Raw genomic sequence first — 18,427 nt, forward strand, 5'->3', positions numbered from 1 at the left:
TAAAATCCAAACGAAGACTCTCCAAACCCGGAGGTTGCCGCGCATATTTATTTTTCACTTTAGCGGCACCGGAGTGAGATGGGATGTGATGCGGGGAGATGTCGATCCATGCGGGACCTGATCAGCCTTTCGGCCTTCCCGAAGTCGGGAGTCACCTATCTCGGATTCCTGATGTTTCACTGCCTGTTCGGAGACGCCGCCGAGATCGGCGACCTCGAAAGGAAATACGTGATCGACATTCACGCATGGCCGGCGCTGCGGTTCGCCATGCCGGAGGGACCCCGGATCGTGAAGTCGCATTTCCCGTTCGGACCGGACCGACCCGGCGTCGGGCGGACGGCCAAGGCGGTGTATCTGATCCGTCACCCCATCGACGTCATGATGTCGGCATGGGATTACCGCCGGTTCCTGAACCCCGCCGGGAACCCAGGCGACGATCAAGGCGGCCCGGCCGATGGTCCCGCGTTCCGTCGCTTCGTCCATGGCTGGCTGACGACCGGCGGGGCGGAGTTCGAGGTCGCTGGGCCGTGGCGGCAGCATGTCCGCTCCTGGCTCGACCAGCGCGAGATCCCGGTGCATCTCGTCACCTACGCCAATCTGGTCGATCACCCCGGCCGCGAACTGGCGGCCATCCTGCGCTTCCTCGACCTGCCGGTTCCGGCCGAGCGGCAGGCGATGGCGGTCGAACGCAGCGGGATGGCGGCGATGGCCGCGCTGGAAGCGGAGGAGGTCCGCAACCGGCGCACCGGTGTCTTCTATCGGCTGGAACTCGCGCGCAGCTATGAAGGCGGCCGCCGCTTCATCAACAAAGGCCATCGCGACTGCTACGCCACCCTGCTGACCGATGAGGAGCGGGCATTGGCCGACCGGACCTTCGGTGCCGAGATGTCTGCCTATTTCCCCGGCGACGGCGGTGCGGGAGCGGGCTGAGCGGCGTCACGGCAGGGCGCGCGCGACGCCGATCACGGTCCATGTCGTCTCGTCCGGCTCGCGGCCGATGTCCTGAAAGGCGCGGAGCGCCTCCAGCCGGAAACCGCAGGCGGCAAGCGCCAAGCCGAGTTCCCGGTCGAAGAAGAAGCGCATGGTGTGAGTCTCCCGCTCCTCCCCGACAACCCGGTCACCGGCGAGCCTCAGCACATGGAAATCGACCCGGCAAATCTGGGCCCGGATGTCGAGTTCCGACCGCGTGGTTCTGAGAATCCGCTCGTCCGCCTGGGAAATCGTCCGCACCCGATCTCCCGGCCGCTGGGCGAGGACGGCGGGGCCGTACCAGACGTCGAAGAGGAAAAGGCCGGAGGGAGGCAGATGGCGCCGAACCGAGGCCAGGGTGGCCAGCAAAGCGTCGTCGTCATGCTGGTAGCCAAGCACGGCGAACATCATGATCGCCGCATCGAAGACCCGGCCAAGGCGAAGCGTGCGGACATCGGCCTCGATGAACTCGGGCGCGGCGACCGTCGCCCCGGCCATGCCAGCCGTCATCTCCGCCGTCATCTCCGCCGACTTCGCACGGGCGCGGGCGAGCATGGCCGGAGAGCGGTCCACCCCCGTCACGCGCAACCCCCTCCCCGCCAGCGGCAGGGCATGCCCGCCGGTGCCGCAGCCGAGGTCCAGGACGCTCGCGACGGGGCCGTCCGCATGCAGGGCGAACAGATGCGCGATCAGATCGCTTTCACCCGCGTAATCCTTCCCACCATACAGCGCGTCATAGACCGCCGCGTAGCCGGTTCCGAAAATCCCGCTCATGCCAGCACCCTCCGCACCGCGTCGGCGGCCAGTTCCAGCTCGGCATCGGACAGGGTAAGGCCGGACGGCAGATACAGCGCCCGCCGCGCCAGCCTTTCCGCCACCGGATAGCGCTCCTCGCGGAACAGGCCGCGCTCCAGCAGGGCCGGCTGCTCATGCATGCCGAGAAAGAAGGGGCGGCTGTCCACCCCGAGGGCGCGCAGGCGGAGCGCGCATTCGGCCGCATCGAACGGCACCTCGTCGTCCAGCACGATCCCGTACATCCAGTACACGCTGCGCGCCCAGGGGCGCTCGACCGGCAAGGCGAGCGGCAGTCCGGCCAGCCGCGCGCCATACTGCGCGGCGATGCGGCGCTTGCGGGCGATGTGGTCGCCGATGCGCTCGACCTGGGCCAGACCGATTGCGGCCTGGAGGTTGGTCAGCCGGGCATTGACGCCCAGTTCGCTGTGCAGGAAGCGCCGGTCACGGCGGAAACACAGGTTCCGCAGCGAGCGCAGCCGGTCGGCGAGGGCCGGATCGTCGGTGACGACCATGCCGCCTTCGCCGGTGGTGACGATCTTGTTGGCGTAGAAGCTGAAGCAGCCGAGCGTCCCCAGCCCGCCGCAGCGGCGTCCGCGGTATTCCGCGCCATGCGCCTCGGCGGCGTCCTCGACGATGTGCAGCCCGTGCCGCTCCGCCAAATCCCACAAAGGCGCCATGTCGCAGGGATGGCCGAAGAGATGGACCGGCATGATGGCGCGGGTGCGCGGCGTGATCTTCGCCGCGACCTGATCGGGGTCGAGGCACCAGGTTTCCGGGTCGCTGTCGACCAGGACGGGCACGCAGCCGGCCTCGATGATCGCCACCGCACAGGAGATGATCGTGCAGCTCGGCAGGATGACCTCCGACCCGGGCTCCAGATCGAGCGCGCGCATGGCGAGTTGGAGGGCGGCGGTGCCGCTGGACACGGCCACGCCATGCGCCGTGCCGCAATAGTCCGCCCAGCGGCGCTCGAACTCCGCGATGAATCGCCCTTCCGAGGAGATCCAGCCGGTCTCGACGGCTTCGCGGACGTACTCCAGTTCCCTGCCGTCCAGCAACGGCTCGCTCACGACGATCACGGGAGACCTGTCCTTTCCCTGGCGGCCGGCGGCGCTCACTGTTCCATCACGATGCGCTCGGGACCGGCTCCGTCGAAGCAGCTCTTGTCGGCACCGCCGGCGAAGGGGCCCTGCTTGACCTCGACCATTTCGACCTCCTCGATCACCTGGAAACCGTGTCCGCCCGACGCGAGAAGGATGACGTCGCCGGCCCGCAGAAGCCGGCTGTGCAGATAGGTCCGGCCGCCGTCGTAGAAGTCGACCCGCAGAAGCCCGCGCCGGATCAGCAGGACCTCCTGGGTGTAATCGACCTGCCGATGCACCGGGTTGTGCAGGTGGGGCGTGATGGTCTTTCCCGTGGGGTGGCGCATGAAGGCCAACTGCTGCGAGAAGCTGGACGGCGTGAAGAAGGTGATGCCCGGCTCGCGGAATTCGGCACGGACGATGATCGCCAGGGTGCGGCCGTCATGGTCGATGGTCTCGATCATGGCGGCGGCATCCGGGCCGGTGCGGGACCCGAGGCGGGGTGGCGGGACAGCAGCATGCCGATGAACGACAGCTCGCTGCCGTCGTCCAGCCCGTGCCGCCCGTCGAAATCGTCGCTCCAGCGCATGACGGTGCCGTGCGTGGCGCCGATGAGGCGACGCCAACGCTCTTCGGAAAAGCACCAGTGCGGCACCGACACCCCGGCCTGGAGGAGCGCCAGATCCTGCACCGTGCAAAGGTCGGCCGTCACCGGCTCCGCCGCCTGCCGGACGGGAAAGCGGTTCATCACCATGTGGCGGTGCGGCCGGCGTGCCAGCCGGGCGAAGGCCGCTTGCGGATCGGGCAGATATTGCAGCACGCCCGAGACCAGGATCAGGTCGTGATCCCGGCCCTCCAGGGCGTCGAGCTTGTCATGGAAGCGCAAGCCGTCGCCGGCGAACCGTTCATTGCCGGCCTGCGCCAGGGCCGGGGTTTCCACCACGTCCCACTCCAGCCGGACGGCCTCCCCCAGGATGGCGGACAGCACGGCATGCCCATTTCCCAGCCCGCCGCCGAAGTCGCAGACGCTCAGCCGGCCGTCGAAGCCTCCCCCGCGCACCGCTGCGGCCAGAAGTGCGGCGGCAAGCTGCTGGAACAGGGGCGTGAGGACTCCGTCCCAGCGGAAGGCCGACCGCGCCTCCACCAGCCTCGCCACCACCCGCGGATCGTCGTAGGTCTGGGTCCCCGGCCGGGCCGCGGCATGGTCGCCGTAGAGGCCGCTGAACAGGCCCATCACCCTGCTCCCCCGGCTTCTTGCGGCCATGCGATCGGATAGGCGGGGGTGCGGCGGGTGCGGACACGGTCCACCGCCTCGTCGAGGATGCTCCGCAAACGCGACAGGAAATCCTCATGCCGATAGCCGGCAAGGCGGCGGGCGCCGTTGGCGGCCAGGGTGGCGGCCAGGGCATCGTCATGCCACAGCCTGCGCATGGCATCGGCCAGCGAGACCGCATGGCGCGGATCGATGTAGAGGGCACCGTCGACAAGCTGGTCGCGGATGCTGGGCAGATCGCTGACGATGACCGGCCGGCCGAAGCTCCAGGCTTCCAGCGGCGGCATGTTGGTGGGACCGAAGAAGGTCGGCATGACCAGCCCGGTCGACAGGCTGTAGAGCGCCGGCATGTCGCGGTCGGGCACGAAGCCCAGATAGTGGATGCGGTCGCGCACCCCCAGCCTGTCCGCCAAAGCCATCACATCGATGAAATTCCGCGCCCGCCATTTCTCCGTGTAGCTTCCGGCGAACACCACCCTGACGGCTTCGTCCCCGCCATCGGCGAGGTGGGCGAGCGCCTCGACGATCAGGCGGTGGTTCTTGTGCATCCAGAACTGCGCCGGATAGAAATAATAACGCTCCGGCAGACCGTACCGCGTCCGGACCCTGCCGAGGTCCCTCTCCGTCGGCGGGCGGGAGCGGCGGACCGGCGGAAAGAAGGGCAGCACCCGGATGCGGTCGCCGTCGATCAGGTCGCCGTAGAAGCGAAGCACGTCCTGCCGTCCAGCCTCGGAATCGACCAGGACCAGAGTGGCGTAGCGGCAAATCGTCCGGTAGGCCTGCTCCCGCAAGGCGGCGATCCCGTCGGCGCTGACCTCGGGAAACTCCGGCTGGAGGCGGTGCTGCAGGTCGTGGATCGGCACGATGAAGGGGACCAGCGCCTCCGGCCCGGTCAGCGACGGGTGGAGGGTGAGCAGAAGGTCGACGTCCTCCTCGCGCAGCGCCTGTCCCATGGCGGTGTTCAGCACAATCTCGTCCATCGGGGGTGGCGGGCGGCCACCCTCGCCATCGGTCGACAGATAGGATTCGGGCGGCCCCTGATGAATGTCCAGATCGCCCAGCGGCAGGATCGGCAGCCGGCCGTAGTGGAGACGGCGGGACTGCAGGATGCCGCGCAGGCTTTCGCCGGCGGGATTGACGCAGACCAGATCATAGGGGACATGCGGGGTCAGGTCCGACAGGGCGTCCAGCAGCGACGCCTCGTACTGGAAGCCGCCGCCTGCGGATGCGGGGAACCCTCTGTAGACACCGACGCGCATGGTCGCACTCCTCTTCAGCCCCGGCGGCATGGCCCTTCAGACCGGATGCACGGATGCGTCCCGCAGCCTCCGCGACGCCTCCGACCGGATGTGCCGCACGATGAACGGGTAGGCGTTGTAGGGATCGGCGATGCCGACCCGCAGCAGGCGCTTGGCGATCTCCGAGACATATTGGCTGGAAATGATCACCGTCGCGGCGCGCAGCGCCTCGGCCACGGCCTCCGGTGTCGTCACGGTCAGGTCCCACGCTGTTCCCTTGCGCATCCCGTCCAGAAAGCCGGCCAGCGTCAGGTTTTCCCATTTGCCGAGCGCCATCTGCAGGATGCGCCCGCCGCGCGACGCGCCGTAGAGATAGATGGGCCGGTCGCCGGGAAGGGCTGCGAAGTCCGCATCCCGGCACAGGCGCGGCAGGCGCGCGGCGAATTTCGGATCGAAGTCGAAGTAGCAGGTCACCTGCTCCGGAGGCGGTGACGGTGCGGCCGTGGCGGCGGACGGGACGGGCGTGAGGGCGGTCAGGCGGGAAAGCCGTTCCTGCTCTTCGGCCAGCCCGGCATCCGCCCGGTCGGCGGCGCGCAGGGTGAGCAGACCGCTGCACCCCAGGGGCGCCTGCGCGGCGACCCGATGGGCCAGGAAGGCGGCCGCCGCGTCGCCAAGTTCCGGATCGCGGCGCAGGAGGGTTTTCAGACGCTCCCGTCGTACCAGCAGGCTTGCCGGATGCAGGGTGGCCGCGGTGGTTGCGGGGCTGGCGGTGTCGATGGCGTCGAAGCCGATGGCGGTCGGCCGCAGTTCCGCCTGGTACAGCTCCACCATCTCCTCCGGCAGCATCGGCTGGAGCGCCCCGCCATGGACGGCGTCGAAGCCAAGGTCCTCAGCCGCGGCCAGCAGCGTCGCGACATGGTTGGGAAAGGGCCGCGCCCCGGGCGGCAGGATGCCGACCCACTCGGCGTCGGTGGCCCGCAACCCGGCCCACAGGCGGGAACCCGACGTCAGCCCGGCCTCCGTGCGCAGGACGCGCAGGGAGGCAAGCCGGCGGACGAGCCTGTCCGGCACGGTCTCCCGCATGCCGTCCGGCAGGACGAGCACCACGCCGACGGGGCCGGCCGTCTGCCCGGCCACCGCCTCCAGCCGCTGCAGGGCGTCGTCCCACCCGCCCTCATCCACCGGCAGCACCAGATCGACGGGAACCGGCGGCGCGCCGCTGCGGGCGGGCGTCAGGCCAAGCCTCGGCCGGGCGTCGGCGACGAGGTCGGGGAGGGGATCGAACAGCACCTCAAGGCTGAATTTTTCCAGGAAGATCGCCTGCGCCTCCCGCGCCATCGCCCGTCCGCGCGCCGGGTTGGCCCGTGCCCAGGCGACATGGGCGAGGATCTGCTCGGCCGTCTCCAACTCGCCGGCGGCGGTGTCGACATAAAGGACGCTGTCGCCGAAGGCCTCCATGATGAAGGGATGGTGGCCGGCGATGGTCAGCGCCCCGGCCGCCGACAGTTCGAAGATGCGCATGTTCGGAATGCCGGTTTCGACATGCGGCTGCAGATGCAGGCACAGCCCCATCCCGCAGGCGTTGGCACGCCCGATCACCGAATGCCCGTCGAAGGGCAATGCGCCACTGAAGGCATCGGCCAGATGCTCCCAGCGGTCGCGGCGGCCGTGCAGCGCCAGCACACCCTCCTGCGCCAGCAGGCTCAGCATCAGGGGAAAGCGCCTGCCGTCCCAGTTGGAGCCGATGTAGAACAGCCGGCTGTCCGGACCCAGCCTCGGCTCCAGCGCCAGTGCGGGAGAGCTGGGATACATCGGGGCGGTCACCAGCGGGCGCGCAGTCGGCCAGAACAGGTCGGCCATCCGCCGCCGCATCCCCTCGTTGACGGTCAGCCAGCCGTCATAGGACCGTTCGTTCTGGGCGAAGAACCGGTGCGAGGCGTGGAACTGCGGCGGGTTCCAGTCGCACGCCATGGTCAGGTGCCCGGTCAGCTTCGGTGTGACCTGGGGATGCAGCGACACGACCAGATCGGGGTCGAAGGTCTCGATCTCCGCCACACGGCGGACGATGGCGGCCTCCCAACCCTTGGCACCCAGGGCGGACAGCATGCGCAAGGACAGCTCGCGTTCAGCCCACTCGGCGTCAATGGCGAAAGGTTCGAACAGCGCGACGCGCAGCCCGCCGTTGACGCGCTTGCCGGTCACCACGCGCGCCTTGCGCTGTCCGCAGCAGGAATCGTGGCTGGATGCATCGATTGCATGAACCGGGCGCGCTCTCAACTGTTGGGCCGGATCGGCGGCCGGGGCAACTGTGGGCGTACGAACATGCTCGGCGCCGGCATATTAATAAAAGATAAATACGCGAGTATTCCCCCGCTGCAGGCCAAACCGCGGGCGGGGGGCGGGGGCCGGGGAACGAGGGCCGGAGGCAGGCGGCCGGGAGTTTGTCGTTGCGTCCGGCACCGGCGCCGCTTAGATGCCGGGAACGTCCGCCCGTCCCGGGGGGCTCCAACAGCCGCGTCCCGCCATGTCCCTGCCCCCCATTCCCCTCCTTCCCAAACGGAAGGACACGGGCGACCGGCCGTCCCTGCACCCCGTCCCGGAAGGCCGTCACGGCGGCTGGTTCCGCAGCCGCCTGTTCCTGCTCCGCGCCCTGGCCAGCCGGAATGTCCGCGACAATGATTTCGCCATCGTCGCCCTCGGGGTGATTGCCGCGGCGCTGATCGCCTTTGGGGTCGCCCTGCTGCAGAAAGCCGTCGGGCTGCTGCATTCGGTGCTCTTCGATCTTCCGCGCGGCGCCCATCTCAGCGCAGGCGTGGCCATCGGCCCGTGGCAGCCGCTGATCATCCCGATGGTCGGCGGGTTGGCGCTCGGCATTTTCGGCAGCTTCGCCCGGCGCCTGCGGGCGAAGGACATCGTCGACCCCATCGAGGCGAACGCGCTCTACGGCGGCACGATGTCCCTGCTCGACAGCCTTCGCCTCGCCGCCTCGACCTTGGTGTCCAACGCCTTCGGCGCCTCGGTCGGCATGGAGGCGGCCTACACCCAGGTGGGGGCGGGCGTCACCTCCACGGCCGGGCAGGCGGTCAAGCTTCGCCGCGCCGACCTGCGGATCCTGGTCGGCTGCGGCGCCGCCGCCGCCATCGCCGCCGCGTTCAACGCCCCGCTCGCCGGGGCCTTCTATGCCTTCGAACTGGTGATCGGCAGCTACACGCTCGCCGCCCTGGCGCCGGTCAGCCTGTCCGCCATCACCGCTGGCATCATCACCCGCTGGACCAGCGGCCACGACACCATCTTCGCCGTCTACGACCCCGTCAGCGTCGGGCCGAGCGACTATCCCTTCTTCGTTCTGGTCGGCATCGGCGCCGCCATCCTCGGCATCGCCACGATGAAGGCGGTGACGCTGGCGGAACGGCTGTTCCGGGCGGCGCATGTTCCCGGCTGGCTCAGGCCGGCCGTCGGAGGGCTGCTGGTCGGCGTGATCGCCATGCTTTTCCCGCAGGTGCTGGGCAGCGGCCACGGCGCGATCCAGCACAACATCGTCCTCGGCTATGACGGGGTCATTCTGGCGGCCCTGCTGGCCGCCAAGGTCATCGCCTCGTCCATCTCCCTCGGCGCGGGCTTCCGCGGTGGACTGTTCAGCTCTTCGCTGTTCCTGGGCAGCCTGTACGGCAGCCTCTTCGTGAAGATCGCCGGCTGGCTGCTGCCCGACGTGGGCATCCATTATACCGCCTTCATCCTGGTCGGGATGGGATCGGTCGCCGCCGCCATCGTCGGCGCCCCGCTCACCATGGTCATGCTGGTCCAGGAGGCCACCGCCGACTTTCCCGTCACCCTCGGCGTGCTCACCAGCGTGGCGGTCGCGACGATGATCGTGCGCCGGATGTTCGGCCATTCCTTCGCCACCTGGCGCTTCCACCTGCGCGGCCTGCCCATCCACGGCGCGCACGACATCGGCTGGATCGAGAACCTGACGGTGGGACGGATGATGCGCCGCGACGCCAAGAGCGTTCCCGCCTCCATGAGCCTGGCCGAGTTGCGCCGCATGTTTCCGCTCGGCAGCGCCAAGCAGGTGTTCGTGTTCGACGAACGCGGGGCCTATGCCGGCATCGTCACGCTTTCCACCGTGCATGATCCGACCCTGCAGGAGGACATGGAGCAGCGTACCGCCGGCGACCTCGCCCGGGCGGCGGATGCCGTCCTGCTGCCGGGGCAGAACGTGCGCAGTGCCCTCAAGCTCTTCACCGACACGGAGGAGGAGAGCCTTCCGGTCGTGGAGAGCGCGACGACGAAGCGGCTGCTCGGCTATCTGACGGAAGCCTACGCGCTGCGCCGCTACAACCAGGAACTCGAACGCAAGCGTGCGGAGGAATTGGGGGAACGACACCTCTTCGGCTGATCGGCCGCGGATTCTCCACCACCCTGTTCTTCTGCCACATCCCCCCTCTCCGAACGCGCGAAACCGTCCCCATCGACGGTGGATTTATGCTCGTGCCCATACCGGCGTCCACCGGCCTTCGGCAACCCTGACAGCAGTGGGAGGTTGGCATGAGTATGATAAGGCGCAGCTCCGCCGAGTTTCTCGGGACATTCTGGCTGGTCTTCGGCGGCTGCGGCAGCGCCGTGCTCGCCGCCGCCTTTCCGCAGGTCGGGATCGGACTGCTCGGCGTCTCCCTCGCCTTCGGCCTCACCGTCCTGACCATGGCCTATTCCATCGGCCACATCTCCGGCTGCCACCTGAACCCGGCGGTGACCGTCGGGCTGTGGGCCGGCGGGCGGTTCCCGGCTAAGGACATCCTGCCCTACGTGCTGGCCCAGCTGGTCGGAGCCTTCGCGGCGGCCCTGGTCCTGTATGTCATCGCCACCGGAAAGGCCGACTACAGCCTGGCCGTCAACGGGCTCGCGGCCAACGGGTACGAGGCGCATTCGCCCGGCCAGTACAGCATCACCTCGGCTCTGGTGATCGAGGTGGTGCTGACCTTCTTCTTCGTGCTGGTGATCCTGGGCTCCACCGACCGGCGGGCGCCGGCCGGCTTCGCGCCGCTGGCCATCGGCATGACGCTCATCCTCATCCACCTGATCAGCATCCCGGTCACCAACACCTCGGTGAACCCGGCGCGCAGCACCGGTCCGGCGCTGGTGGTCGGCGGATGGGCGCTGCAACAGCTCTGGCTGTTCTGGATCGCCCCGCTGGCCGGTGGGCTGGCGGGCGGACTGGCCTACCGCGCGCTTGCCGAGGAGGAGGCAGCGAAGCCCGCCATCACCGGGCAGGCGAAAAGCTCCACCTGATCCGGGAACGGCTTCCATATCCGGTCGAGGGGACCGGCTCGTAAAGGGCCGGTCCCGCATGGCCCGCAGATGTCGCAACGCCCCGCCGCCGTCCACTGTTATTCAGGCAGGACAGACGGCGCAGAAGGCGTATCCATGCGGCAGTTCGACCCCGATTCCAATCCGATGACCGAGGCCGATTACGGCATCGTGCTGGGCCTGTTCATCGGCATCTATCTCGGCCTCCTGGTGGTGTCGGCGCTGCCCTTGTTGGCCTGACCCTTGTTGGCCTGACCCTCATGGCCCCTCCGGCAGCATCAGGCAGCGGTTGACCAGATTCATCAACTCGCTCTGGCGGCTGGTTCCGGTCTTGGCGAAGATGCTGCGCAGCTGGCTGCGCACGGTGCTGATCGCCACGCCGCGGCGGTCGCCGATCTCGGCCGGGGTCAGGTCGGCCAGCAGGTCGGCGACCAGGGCGGCCTCCACCGGCGTCAGGCCGAACAGTCCGCCCAGCCGCGCGCCCAGCCCCGGCGCCACGGCGGCCGGGTCGACGATGTAGACCGCCGCACGAATGCGGGCGCCGTCTCCTCCCCCGCCGCCGGCATCGCCGAACGGCCCCGCCGCCTCGGGCGACAGCGGCAGAACGGTCAGCAGATAAGGCGCCCGGCCGGACGGGCGCGACACCCGGAGGTCGGCCGCCTCGCCCCGGCGCGCCGCCGCGGTCCTGGCACCCGCCGACACCGCCGCCTCCAGCGCATGGGCAAGCCGACGCGCCTCGGCCCCCTGTTCGACCTGCAGGCGTCCCTGCCAAAGCCGAAGCCCGTCCCGCGCGTCGACCATCGCCTGTCCGGCCCGGTTCAGGCAGAGGATCCGCCCGGCGGCGTCGAGCAGAGCGACCCCCATCGGCAGGCGGTCGATCATCCGGCCGCTCCACAGGACGTCCTCCTCCCGGCCATCCTGGCGCGCCCACAGCCGCACGCGCAGCCGCATCGCCCGCTGAAGATGCGGAGCACAGCCCTGCAGAAGCCTGACCGTCTCGTCGGAAAAAGGCGGCCTGTCCGCCGGGCGGAACAGGCTCAGCACCGGCTGCATTAGCGTCAACTCGCCGCCATCGGACAGGGAAACGGAACACAACCGCCCCATTCCCTGCTCCTCCAGCATCTCATTGAAGATCATCGAACGGCGCAGTTCCGCCTCCGGCACCAACTCCTCTCCACGGCGAACCACGCACTGGTGCAGCAGGCCACGTGCCGCTGCCGCATTGGCCCAAAGGTCGCGATGGCGGAAATGGGTGGTATAATCGCCAAGCACCGCGTCCGAGATGTTGTGGCGCGCCCACAGCGCCATGGTCCGGGCATCCTGGTTGAGCGCCGCGGTGAACAGGAAGCCGTGCGTCGCATCGGTCAAGGCGCAGAGCCGTTCCAGGATGCCGCCCCAGCGCTCCGGAAAGGTCACGGTGTCGTAGATGTCCTCGATCAGGGAGTCCGCAGCCTGCGCCATGGGGGAAAGTCCTCCGCTTGTGGACAATTCCACGTAGGCAATCGCCCGCGCTCAAGACCAATCAGTTGTGTATGACCATCGGTCGAGTGTTTCGTCCGTCATGTGAAGGATGCGGCCGCTGGGATTTTCCTCAAAAGTCATCGGATCGCCCCCTGCCGGAAACAGGAGCCATCGAAGCGGAGCAAGGCCACCATGACGAACGACTGCGGAATGGAAGACGCCGCCCTGCCGGCGATCGGCGGGCCGGCCATGCGCAGGGACGGAAACCGGGGCGGGGACCGGGTGCGCTGGGCACTGGTCGCCGACCACAGTCCGCTGCTGCGCGAGGGGCTGCGGCTTTATCTGGAAACGCTGGGGTGGCGGGTCGTGGCGGGCGGCACGATGGACGAAGGGCTGGCGCTGCTGGCGCGAGGCCACCTCGTTCCCGACCTGATCGTGGTGGGGGAGACGGATCCGGAGCGCCGGGAAGCTTGCGGGGCGTGGCCGTCGGCCGTCGACCGGCTGGCGGCGATGCGCGGTGCCGTACGCCCCGTCCTGTTGTCGATCGCCGCGGCGAACCATGACTTGACGGTCCGAGCCCGCGACCGCGGCTTCGAGGCCATCCACATCGACATGCCGCCGCTGAACCTCGAAGAGCTGCTGCTGGGCTGCGTCCGCCGGATCGAGCGGGGTGAGGTGCGGGGATGAGATGATGGCGTGCAATGAATATATATTTTCATGAAACCATATCATCTTATCGATGAGTGATCTGCTTTGTTGACGGGCATGAACTGGTTCTGTGACGAGATGCTGGGTCGGCTCGCCCGCCTGCTGCGGGCCGCCGGCCATGACACCGCCCTGGCGCCGGCCGGCACAGCCGACCGGACGCTGCTCGACCGGGCGCAGGCGGAAGGGCGCATCCTGTTGACCCGCGACCGCCGGCTGGCCGAGACCGCCGGCCGGCACGGATGCCTTCTGCGCGGCCAGTCGGTGGAAGAACAGGCCCGCTCGCTGACCGCCGCCTTTCCGGTCGATTGGCTGCAGGCCCCCTTCACCCGCTGCCTGATCGACAACTGCCTGCTGCACCCGGCGGCGCCGGACAGGCTGGCGGAGGTCCCGCCGGGCGCCCGCGGCCTGACCGCGCCTCTCGGCGCTTCCTTCGGCGGAAGTCCTTTGACGAGTTGCCCGTGCTGCGGGCGGCTCTATTGGCCGGGCAGTCATGTCCGCCGCCTGACCGGCACCCTCCGGCGGCTGGCGCAGGCCGGGAAGCCGCATCCGGGTTGAGCATCCGGATTGCTGTATCCGGGTTGACAACGGCGGCGCCTGGGCGGCTTTTCAACCAGACCGAACCGCAAGTTTGCCACCGCAAGAAAGACGGCCCGCCTTCATCATGCCCCCCTCTGTCATGCCCGACGAGTCACACCCGGCCCCGAACGCCAATCGCCGCAGAGCCGCCTTCTTCGACCGTGACGGCGTGCTGAACGAGGACATCGGCTTCGCCCATCGTCCCGACCAGATCACCTGGATGCCAGGGGCGAGGGAGGCGGTGAAGCGGCTGAACGATGCCGGCTTTCTGGTCTTCGTCGTCACCAACCAGGCCGGCGTCGCCCGCGGTCTCTACAGCGAGGAGCATGTGCGGACCCTGCATCGCTGGATGCAGCAGGAACTGCACGCCATCGGCGCCCATGTCGACGCCTTCTACCACTGCCCGCACCATCCCGAGCATGGCGAGCCGCCCTACCGGGCCGACTGCGCCTGCCGCAAGCCGGAGCCGGGGATGCTGCTGCAGGCGATGGCCGAGTGGCCGGTGGAGCCGAAGGGCAGCTTCCTGATCGGCGACCGCGACACCGACCTGCAGGCGGCGCAGCGGGCGGGCATCGAAGGCACGCTCTACCGCGGCGGCGACCTCGACGCCATCGTCGCCGGGATCGTCGCCGGAATCATGGCGCGCTCCACGGACGTCGGCTAGAACAGCCACCGCCACAGCAGGGCGCCCGCCGCCAGCCAGAGGGCGATCATGACCATGGCGGCGGCGACGCTGACCGGGCGGGCGGGTCGGCGCGCCGCGGCGGCCCGGTGTTCGGCCAGAAGCTCCGGCGGGATCAGGCGGACCACCAGCAGGATGCCGAGCGGCACGATCAGCAGATCGTCCAGATAGCCGAGCACCGGGATGAAATCGGGGATCAGGTCGATCGGGCTCAGCGCATAGGCCGCGACCGCCATCGCCAGGAGGCGGACAGGCCAGGGGGTGCGCGGGTCGCGCGCCGCCAGATAGACGGCCAGCACGTCGCGCTTGATCGCGCGCGCCCATGTGTTCGCCCTTGCCTTCGCGGATGTCTTCACGGATGCCATTGCCGCCGATCCTATCCTCCGGAGCGGATATTTCAACGCGCGGGACCGGGATGTCCGGGATCACCCGAACGGGAGGGGCGCTGTGCCGGTGGTCTTGGGGCAGGGCCGCCATGGGTAGTCGGCGATCCTTCGGAATAAACCTCCCGCGTCCTTTTTACCCCCCGCAATCAGTCGTAGGTTTTGTTGCCATTTCGAACAGTTTTCCAAGAAACGCCTTTGAACATCACCCGGAGGTTCCCATGCGGTTCCCGGTGCTCGACGGCTGGCGTGGCCTGTGCGCGTTATGCGTTGCCCTGTACCATTTGCACAGCATCGATCATTTCCACATGCTCGACTTCGTGCGTGGCAGCTATCTTTTTGTCGATTTCTTCTTTGTTTTGAGCGGCTTTGTCATCCTCCACGCCTATTCCGGCCGCATCGGCGGTGGGAAGTCGGCCGGGACCTTCCTGGTCCGGCGGTTCGGCCGGGTCTGGCCGCTGCATGCGGCGGTGCTGCTGGCCTTCGTGGCGCTGGAATGCGTGAAGGCGGTCTCCGGACCATCCGGCGGCCATGTTGGAACCGCCGCCTTCACCGGAACCTATGCCCCATCGGCCCTGGTCAGCAACCTCGCCCTGGTCCATGCGCTGGGGGTGGAGGATCAATGGACCTGGAACATTCCGAGCTGGTCGATCAGCGCGGAGTTCTTCGTCTACATCACCTTCGCCCTCCTCTGCCTGACGGTGCGGCGGCCCAGCGTGCTGGCCGTGGCGATGGTCACGCTCGCAGTCGCCGGTGCCCTGGTGGTGATGCGTTTTTCCGCCAACCACATCGACACCAGCATCGATTACGGCTATTTCCGCTGCCTCTACGGCTTCTTCACCGGCTGCCTCGTCTACCGGCTGTATCAGGCTGCCGGCGGCCGGCGCCCCGATAAAGCCGTGTCCCGGCTTGCCGGCGGGCTGGCCGAGGTGGGGGCGCTGCTGGCGGTGGTGGCCTTCGTCTCGGCCGCGGGGGGCAACGCCCTGTCGCTAACGGCGCCGCTCCTGTTCGGGCTGGTGGTGTGGGTGTTCGCCTTCGAAGCCGGGCCGGTCTCCCGCCTGCTGGCGACCTCGCCCTTCCAGCGGCTGGGCGCCTGGTCCTACTCGATCTACATGGTGCATGCCCTGCTGATCGCCGTGCTGCAGAAAGGCACGACGGTGATGCAGGGGGTCCTCGGCCGGCCGCTGTTCGTCGAGCGCGAGGTGGAGGGCGGCAGCGACCGGCTGCTCTCCTTCGGCGACGCCTGGGTGATGGATCTGGTGAGCGGCGGCTATCTGCTGACGGTGATCGCCCTGTCGGCCCTGACCTACCGCTTCATCGAGCTGCCGGGGCAGGCGATGGTCAACGGCCTGCCGGTCAAGTCGCGCAAAGCCGCGCCGGCCAACCCACCAATGGTCGAGGCGGCCTGAACGCCGCCCCCGGCCATCACCCCTGGCCGTCATCCGGGACGCATCGGACCCGTCAATGCCGGGCGAAGACCTGCGGTCCGCCGGCGGCGCCGAACAGCATGACCTGATAGGGCTGGCCGACGCCCATGTCCATGCCGGGGGCGTCCTGCGGCATGCCGGGGACCGCCAGCCCGCGAGCCTGCGGCCGTTCGGCCAGAAGCCGCCGCACGTCGTCGGCCGGCACATGGCCCTCCAGAACATAGCCGCCGACCCGCGCCGTGTGGCAGGAGGCGAGGTCGTCCGGCACGCCGGCCATGCGCTTCACCGGGGTCACGTCGTCGACGGTGTGGACGGTGACCTCGAAACCGGCGGCGCGCATGTGCCGCACCCAGCCCTCGCAGCATTCGCAGCTCGCGGCCTTCCAGACCTCCACCGCCGGACCGCCGGCGGGAACGGCGGCGCGGACCATGCTCGGCAGCCCCATCGCCCCCAGGCCAAGCGCCAGAACGGCCATCGCCGTCCCCCGCATCATCGTCCGCCGCGTCATGCTCATAGAACTTCTCCTAGCGAAATCAATGCCTTGTTCCGGTCTCTCACAGGCGGACGGACAGAAGGCGCAGGGCGTTGGCGGTGACCAGCACGGTGGCGCCGGTGTCCGCCAGGATCGCGGGCCACAGCCCGGTGACGCCCAACACGGTGGTGAGCAGGAAGACAGCCTTCAAGCCCAAAGCCAATGCGATGTTTTGCCGTATGTTGGCCATGGTGCGGCGTGACAACGCCACCATCGCCGCCACGTCGCCGACCCGGCCGTGCAGGATGGCGGCGTCGGCCGTCTCCAGCGCCACGTCGGTGCCGCCGCCCATCGCGATGCCGACATCGGCGGCGGCGAGCGCCGGGGCGTCGTTGATGCCGTCGCCGACCTTCGCCACCCGCTGCCCATCGGCCTGGAGGCTGCGGACGATGCGCAGCTTGTCCTCCGGCAGCAGTTCGGCATGTGCCGTCATGCCCAACGCTCCGGCGACCGCCCCGGCGGTCCGGGCATTGTCGCCGGTCACCATCAGCGAGCGGATGCCGGCGCGGTCCAGCGCCGCGATCCCGCTGTGGGCGTCGGGGCGCGGCTCGTCGCGCATGGCGATCAGCCCGGCGGCGATGCCGTCCACCAGCAGGACGGAGACCGTCTTGCCCATCCCGGCGAAGGCCCCGGCCTGCTCCGCCTGCGCAGACCTCAGGGCCGATGCGGCGGCCTGGGGCGACAGCAGCGCCACCTCGCGGCCGTCCACCCGGCCGTTCAGGCCGGCGCCGGGAAGCGCCGTCACCTCGCCGGCCGCGGGCGGGGCGATGCCGCGTTTGGCCGCCGCGGCCAGGATGGCGCGGGCCAGCGGGTGGCTCGACCCGGCTTCCAGCGCCGCGGCGTCGGCCAGCAACTCCGCCTCGCTGCCGCCGAAAGGAATCAGGTCGGTGACGCGAGGCCTGCCTTCCGTCAGGGTGCCGGTCTTGTCGAAGGCGACGGTGGTGATGCGGCCCAACGCCTCCAGCACCGCGCCGCCCTTCAGCAGCAGCCCGCGCCGGGCGCCGTTCGACAGGCCGGCGGCGATGGCCGCCGGGGTGGAGATCACCAGCGCGCAAGGGCAGCCGATCAGCAGCACCGCCAGAGCGCGGTAGATCCACTCCGTCCAGCCGCCGCCGAAGGCCAGCGGCGGCACCAGGGCGACCAGCGCCGCCACGCCGACGATGCCCGGCGTGTAGAAGCGGGCGAAGCGGTCGATCAGCCGCTCGGTCGGGGCCTTGCTCGCCTGGGCCTCCTCCACCAGCCGGACGATGCGGGCGATGGTGTTGTCGCGCGCCGCGGCGGTGACGCGGACGCGCAGCGCGCCGTCGGCGTTGATGGTGCCGGCGAAGACCGCATCGCCCTCGCTCTTGGGTTTCGGCACGCTTTCGCCGGTGACGGGGGATTCGTCGACGGCGCTGCGGCCGGACAGCACGACGCCGTCGGCCGCCACCCGGTCGCCCGGCCGCACCAAAATGACGGAGCCGACGGCCAGCCCGGCGGCGGGGACGGCCTGCGGGGCGGCGCCGTCCTGCTCCAGCAACGCCGTGTCGGGGACGAGCGCGGTCAGGCCGCGGATGCCGGCCCGCGCCCGGCCGGCCGCCACCCCTTCCAGCAGTTCGCCGATCAGGAAGAGGACCAGGACCGTCGCCGCCTCCTCCACCGCGCCGATCAGCAGTGCGCCGACGGCGGCGACCGTCATCAGCATCTCGATGGAGAAGGGGGTTCCGGCCCGTGCCGCCGACAGGGCGCGGCGCGCCACTGGAACCAGCCCGACCATCAGCGCCAGCGGGAAGGCCCAGGGCTCCGTCGCCGGCACCAGCAGGCCGAGCACCGTCGCGGCGGCCAGGGCCGCACCGGCCGTCATGGTCAGCCGGGCCTTGCCCCCGCGCCACCAGGGCGCCTCATCCGCATCGCCGTGGGAATGGGAGTGCGCATGGTCGGCACCGCCGCAGCAGCCCCCGCCACAGGCCGCCGCCGGGCCGTCCGCGACCGGATCGGCGGGGGGGGCGCCATAGCCG

General features: G+C 69.4%; 17 protein-coding genes and 1 pseudogene. 8 read left to right on the forward strand and 10 right to left on the reverse strand.

From position 1 onward, the window contains the following. The first annotated feature begins 108 nt into the window (after positions 1 to 108). The gene (locus tag TSO5_RS11460) at positions 109 to 930 is read left to right on the forward strand and encodes a sulfotransferase domain-containing protein (protein WP_158282407.1); all 822 of its coding nucleotides are present in this window, start codon (positions 109 to 111) and stop codon (positions 928 to 930) included. 6 nt (positions 931 to 936) lie between these two features. Here the strand turns inward: TSO5_RS11460 and TSO5_RS11465 are convergent, their stop codons facing one another. Genes TSO5_RS11465 through TSO5_RS11490 form a run of 6 tightly spaced genes read right to left on the reverse strand, consistent with a single transcriptional unit; the run spans position 937 to position 7,559 of the window. Further along, positions 937 to 1,743 carry a class I SAM-dependent methyltransferase gene (locus TSO5_RS11465; protein WP_109151709.1) on the reverse strand — a complete coding sequence of 269 codons (807 nt, stop codon included), beginning with the start codon at positions 1,741 to 1,743 and terminating at the stop codon, positions 937 to 939. Next, a complete protein-coding gene (locus TSO5_RS11470; RefSeq protein WP_109151710.1) occupies positions 1,740 to 2,843 on the reverse strand; it encodes a DegT/DnrJ/EryC1/StrS family aminotransferase in 1,104 nt (367 codons plus the stop codon). Before TSO5_RS11470 ends, TSO5_RS11465 begins: the two co-directional genes overlap by 4 nt. A 35-nt stretch (positions 2,844 to 2,878) precedes the next feature. Further along, entirely contained in the window at positions 2,879 to 3,310 is a 432-nt protein-coding gene (locus TSO5_RS11475) for a hypothetical protein (RefSeq protein ID WP_109151711.1), read from the reverse strand. Next, entirely contained in the window at positions 3,307 to 4,080 is a 774-nt protein-coding gene (locus TSO5_RS11480) for a methyltransferase, TIGR04325 family (RefSeq protein WP_158282408.1), read from the reverse strand. Before TSO5_RS11480 ends, TSO5_RS11475 begins: the two co-directional genes overlap by 4 nt. Then, positions 4,080 to 5,378: a glycosyltransferase family 1 protein gene (locus tag TSO5_RS11485; RefSeq protein ID WP_158282409.1), complete on the reverse strand. Its 1,299-nt coding sequence runs from the start codon at positions 5,376 to 5,378 to the stop codon at positions 4,080 to 4,082. The genes TSO5_RS11480 and TSO5_RS11485 overlap by 1 nt, the downstream gene beginning before the upstream one ends. Positions 5,379 to 5,414: 36 nt before the next feature. Next, positions 5,415 to 7,559, reverse strand: coding sequence for a glycosyltransferase (locus tag TSO5_RS11490; protein WP_146203728.1), 2,145 nt, complete (start codon positions 7,557 to 7,559; stop codon positions 5,415 to 5,417). A 322-nt stretch (positions 7,560 to 7,881) separates the two neighbouring features. Between TSO5_RS11490 and TSO5_RS11495 the strand changes: the two genes are divergently transcribed. From TSO5_RS11495 to TSO5_RS33665, 3 genes are all read left to right on the forward strand, one after another. Continuing rightward, positions 7,882 to 9,753: a chloride channel protein gene (locus TSO5_RS11495; RefSeq protein WP_158282410.1), complete on the forward strand. Its 1,872-nt coding sequence runs from the start codon at positions 7,882 to 7,884 to the stop codon at positions 9,751 to 9,753. A gap of 149 nt (positions 9,754 to 9,902) precedes the next feature. After that, entirely contained in the window at positions 9,903 to 10,643 is a 741-nt protein-coding gene (gene aqpZ, locus TSO5_RS11500) for an aquaporin Z (protein WP_109151716.1), read from the forward strand. Positions 10,644 to 10,778: 135 nt separating this feature from the next. After that, a complete protein-coding gene (locus TSO5_RS33665) occupies positions 10,779 to 10,901 on the forward strand; it encodes a hypothetical protein (protein ID WP_256379201.1) in 123 nt (40 codons plus the stop codon). A gap of 18 nt (positions 10,902 to 10,919) precedes the next feature. Here TSO5_RS33665 and TSO5_RS11505 read toward each other — a convergent pair whose 3' ends face one another. Then, the gene (locus TSO5_RS11505) at positions 10,920 to 12,122 is read right to left on the reverse strand and encodes a helix-turn-helix transcriptional regulator (protein WP_109151717.1); all 1,203 of its coding nucleotides are present in this window, start codon (positions 12,120 to 12,122) and stop codon (positions 10,920 to 10,922) included. 192 nt (positions 12,123 to 12,314) lie between these two features. Here TSO5_RS11505 and TSO5_RS11510 point away from each other — a divergent pair, with 192 nt between their 5' ends. The 3 genes from TSO5_RS11510 (at position 12,315) to TSO5_RS11520 (ending at position 14,070) form a co-directional block, all read left to right on the forward strand. Next, on the forward strand, positions 12,315 to 12,809 hold the full coding sequence (locus TSO5_RS11510) for a response regulator (RefSeq protein WP_109151718.1): 495 nt from the start codon (positions 12,315 to 12,317) through the stop codon (positions 12,807 to 12,809). 78 nt (positions 12,810 to 12,887) lie between these two features. Further along, the gene (locus TSO5_RS11515) at positions 12,888 to 13,385 is read left to right on the forward strand and encodes a DUF5615 family PIN-like protein (protein WP_109151719.1); all 498 of its coding nucleotides are present in this window, start codon (positions 12,888 to 12,890) and stop codon (positions 13,383 to 13,385) included. A 106-nt stretch (positions 13,386 to 13,491) separates the two neighbouring features. Continuing rightward, positions 13,492 to 14,070: an HAD family hydrolase gene (locus TSO5_RS11520; protein WP_247870705.1), complete on the forward strand. Its 579-nt coding sequence runs from the start codon at positions 13,492 to 13,494 to the stop codon at positions 14,068 to 14,070. Here TSO5_RS11520 and TSO5_RS11525 read toward each other — a convergent pair. Continuing rightward, positions 14,067 to 14,426 (reverse strand): annotated as a pseudogene (locus tag TSO5_RS11525) (YkvA family protein); the annotation flags it as partial. The gene TSO5_RS11520 and the pseudogene TSO5_RS11525 overlap by 4 nt on opposite strands. Positions 14,427 to 14,692: 266 nt before the next feature. Between TSO5_RS11525 and TSO5_RS11530 the strand changes: the two are divergent. Continuing rightward, positions 14,693 to 15,880: an acyltransferase gene (locus tag TSO5_RS11530; protein ID WP_109151722.1), complete on the forward strand. Its 1,188-nt coding sequence runs from the start codon at positions 14,693 to 14,695 to the stop codon at positions 15,878 to 15,880. A gap of 52 nt (positions 15,881 to 15,932) precedes the next feature. On the opposite strand, the gene TSO5_RS11535 is transcribed toward TSO5_RS11530, so the two are convergent. Further along, on the reverse strand, positions 15,933 to 16,412 hold the full coding sequence (locus TSO5_RS11535) for a DUF411 domain-containing protein (RefSeq protein ID WP_109151723.1): 480 nt from the start codon (positions 16,410 to 16,412) through the stop codon (positions 15,933 to 15,935). Positions 16,413 to 16,452: 40 nt separating this feature from the next. Then, on the reverse strand, positions 16,453 to 18,427 hold a 1,975-nt coding region (locus TSO5_RS11540), incomplete at its 5' end, for a heavy metal translocating P-type ATPase (RefSeq protein WP_109151724.1).

The sequence above is a fragment of the Azospirillum sp. TSO5 genome, from assembly GCF_003116065.1.
GTDB lineage: Bacteria > Pseudomonadota > Alphaproteobacteria > Azospirillales > Azospirillaceae > Azospirillum.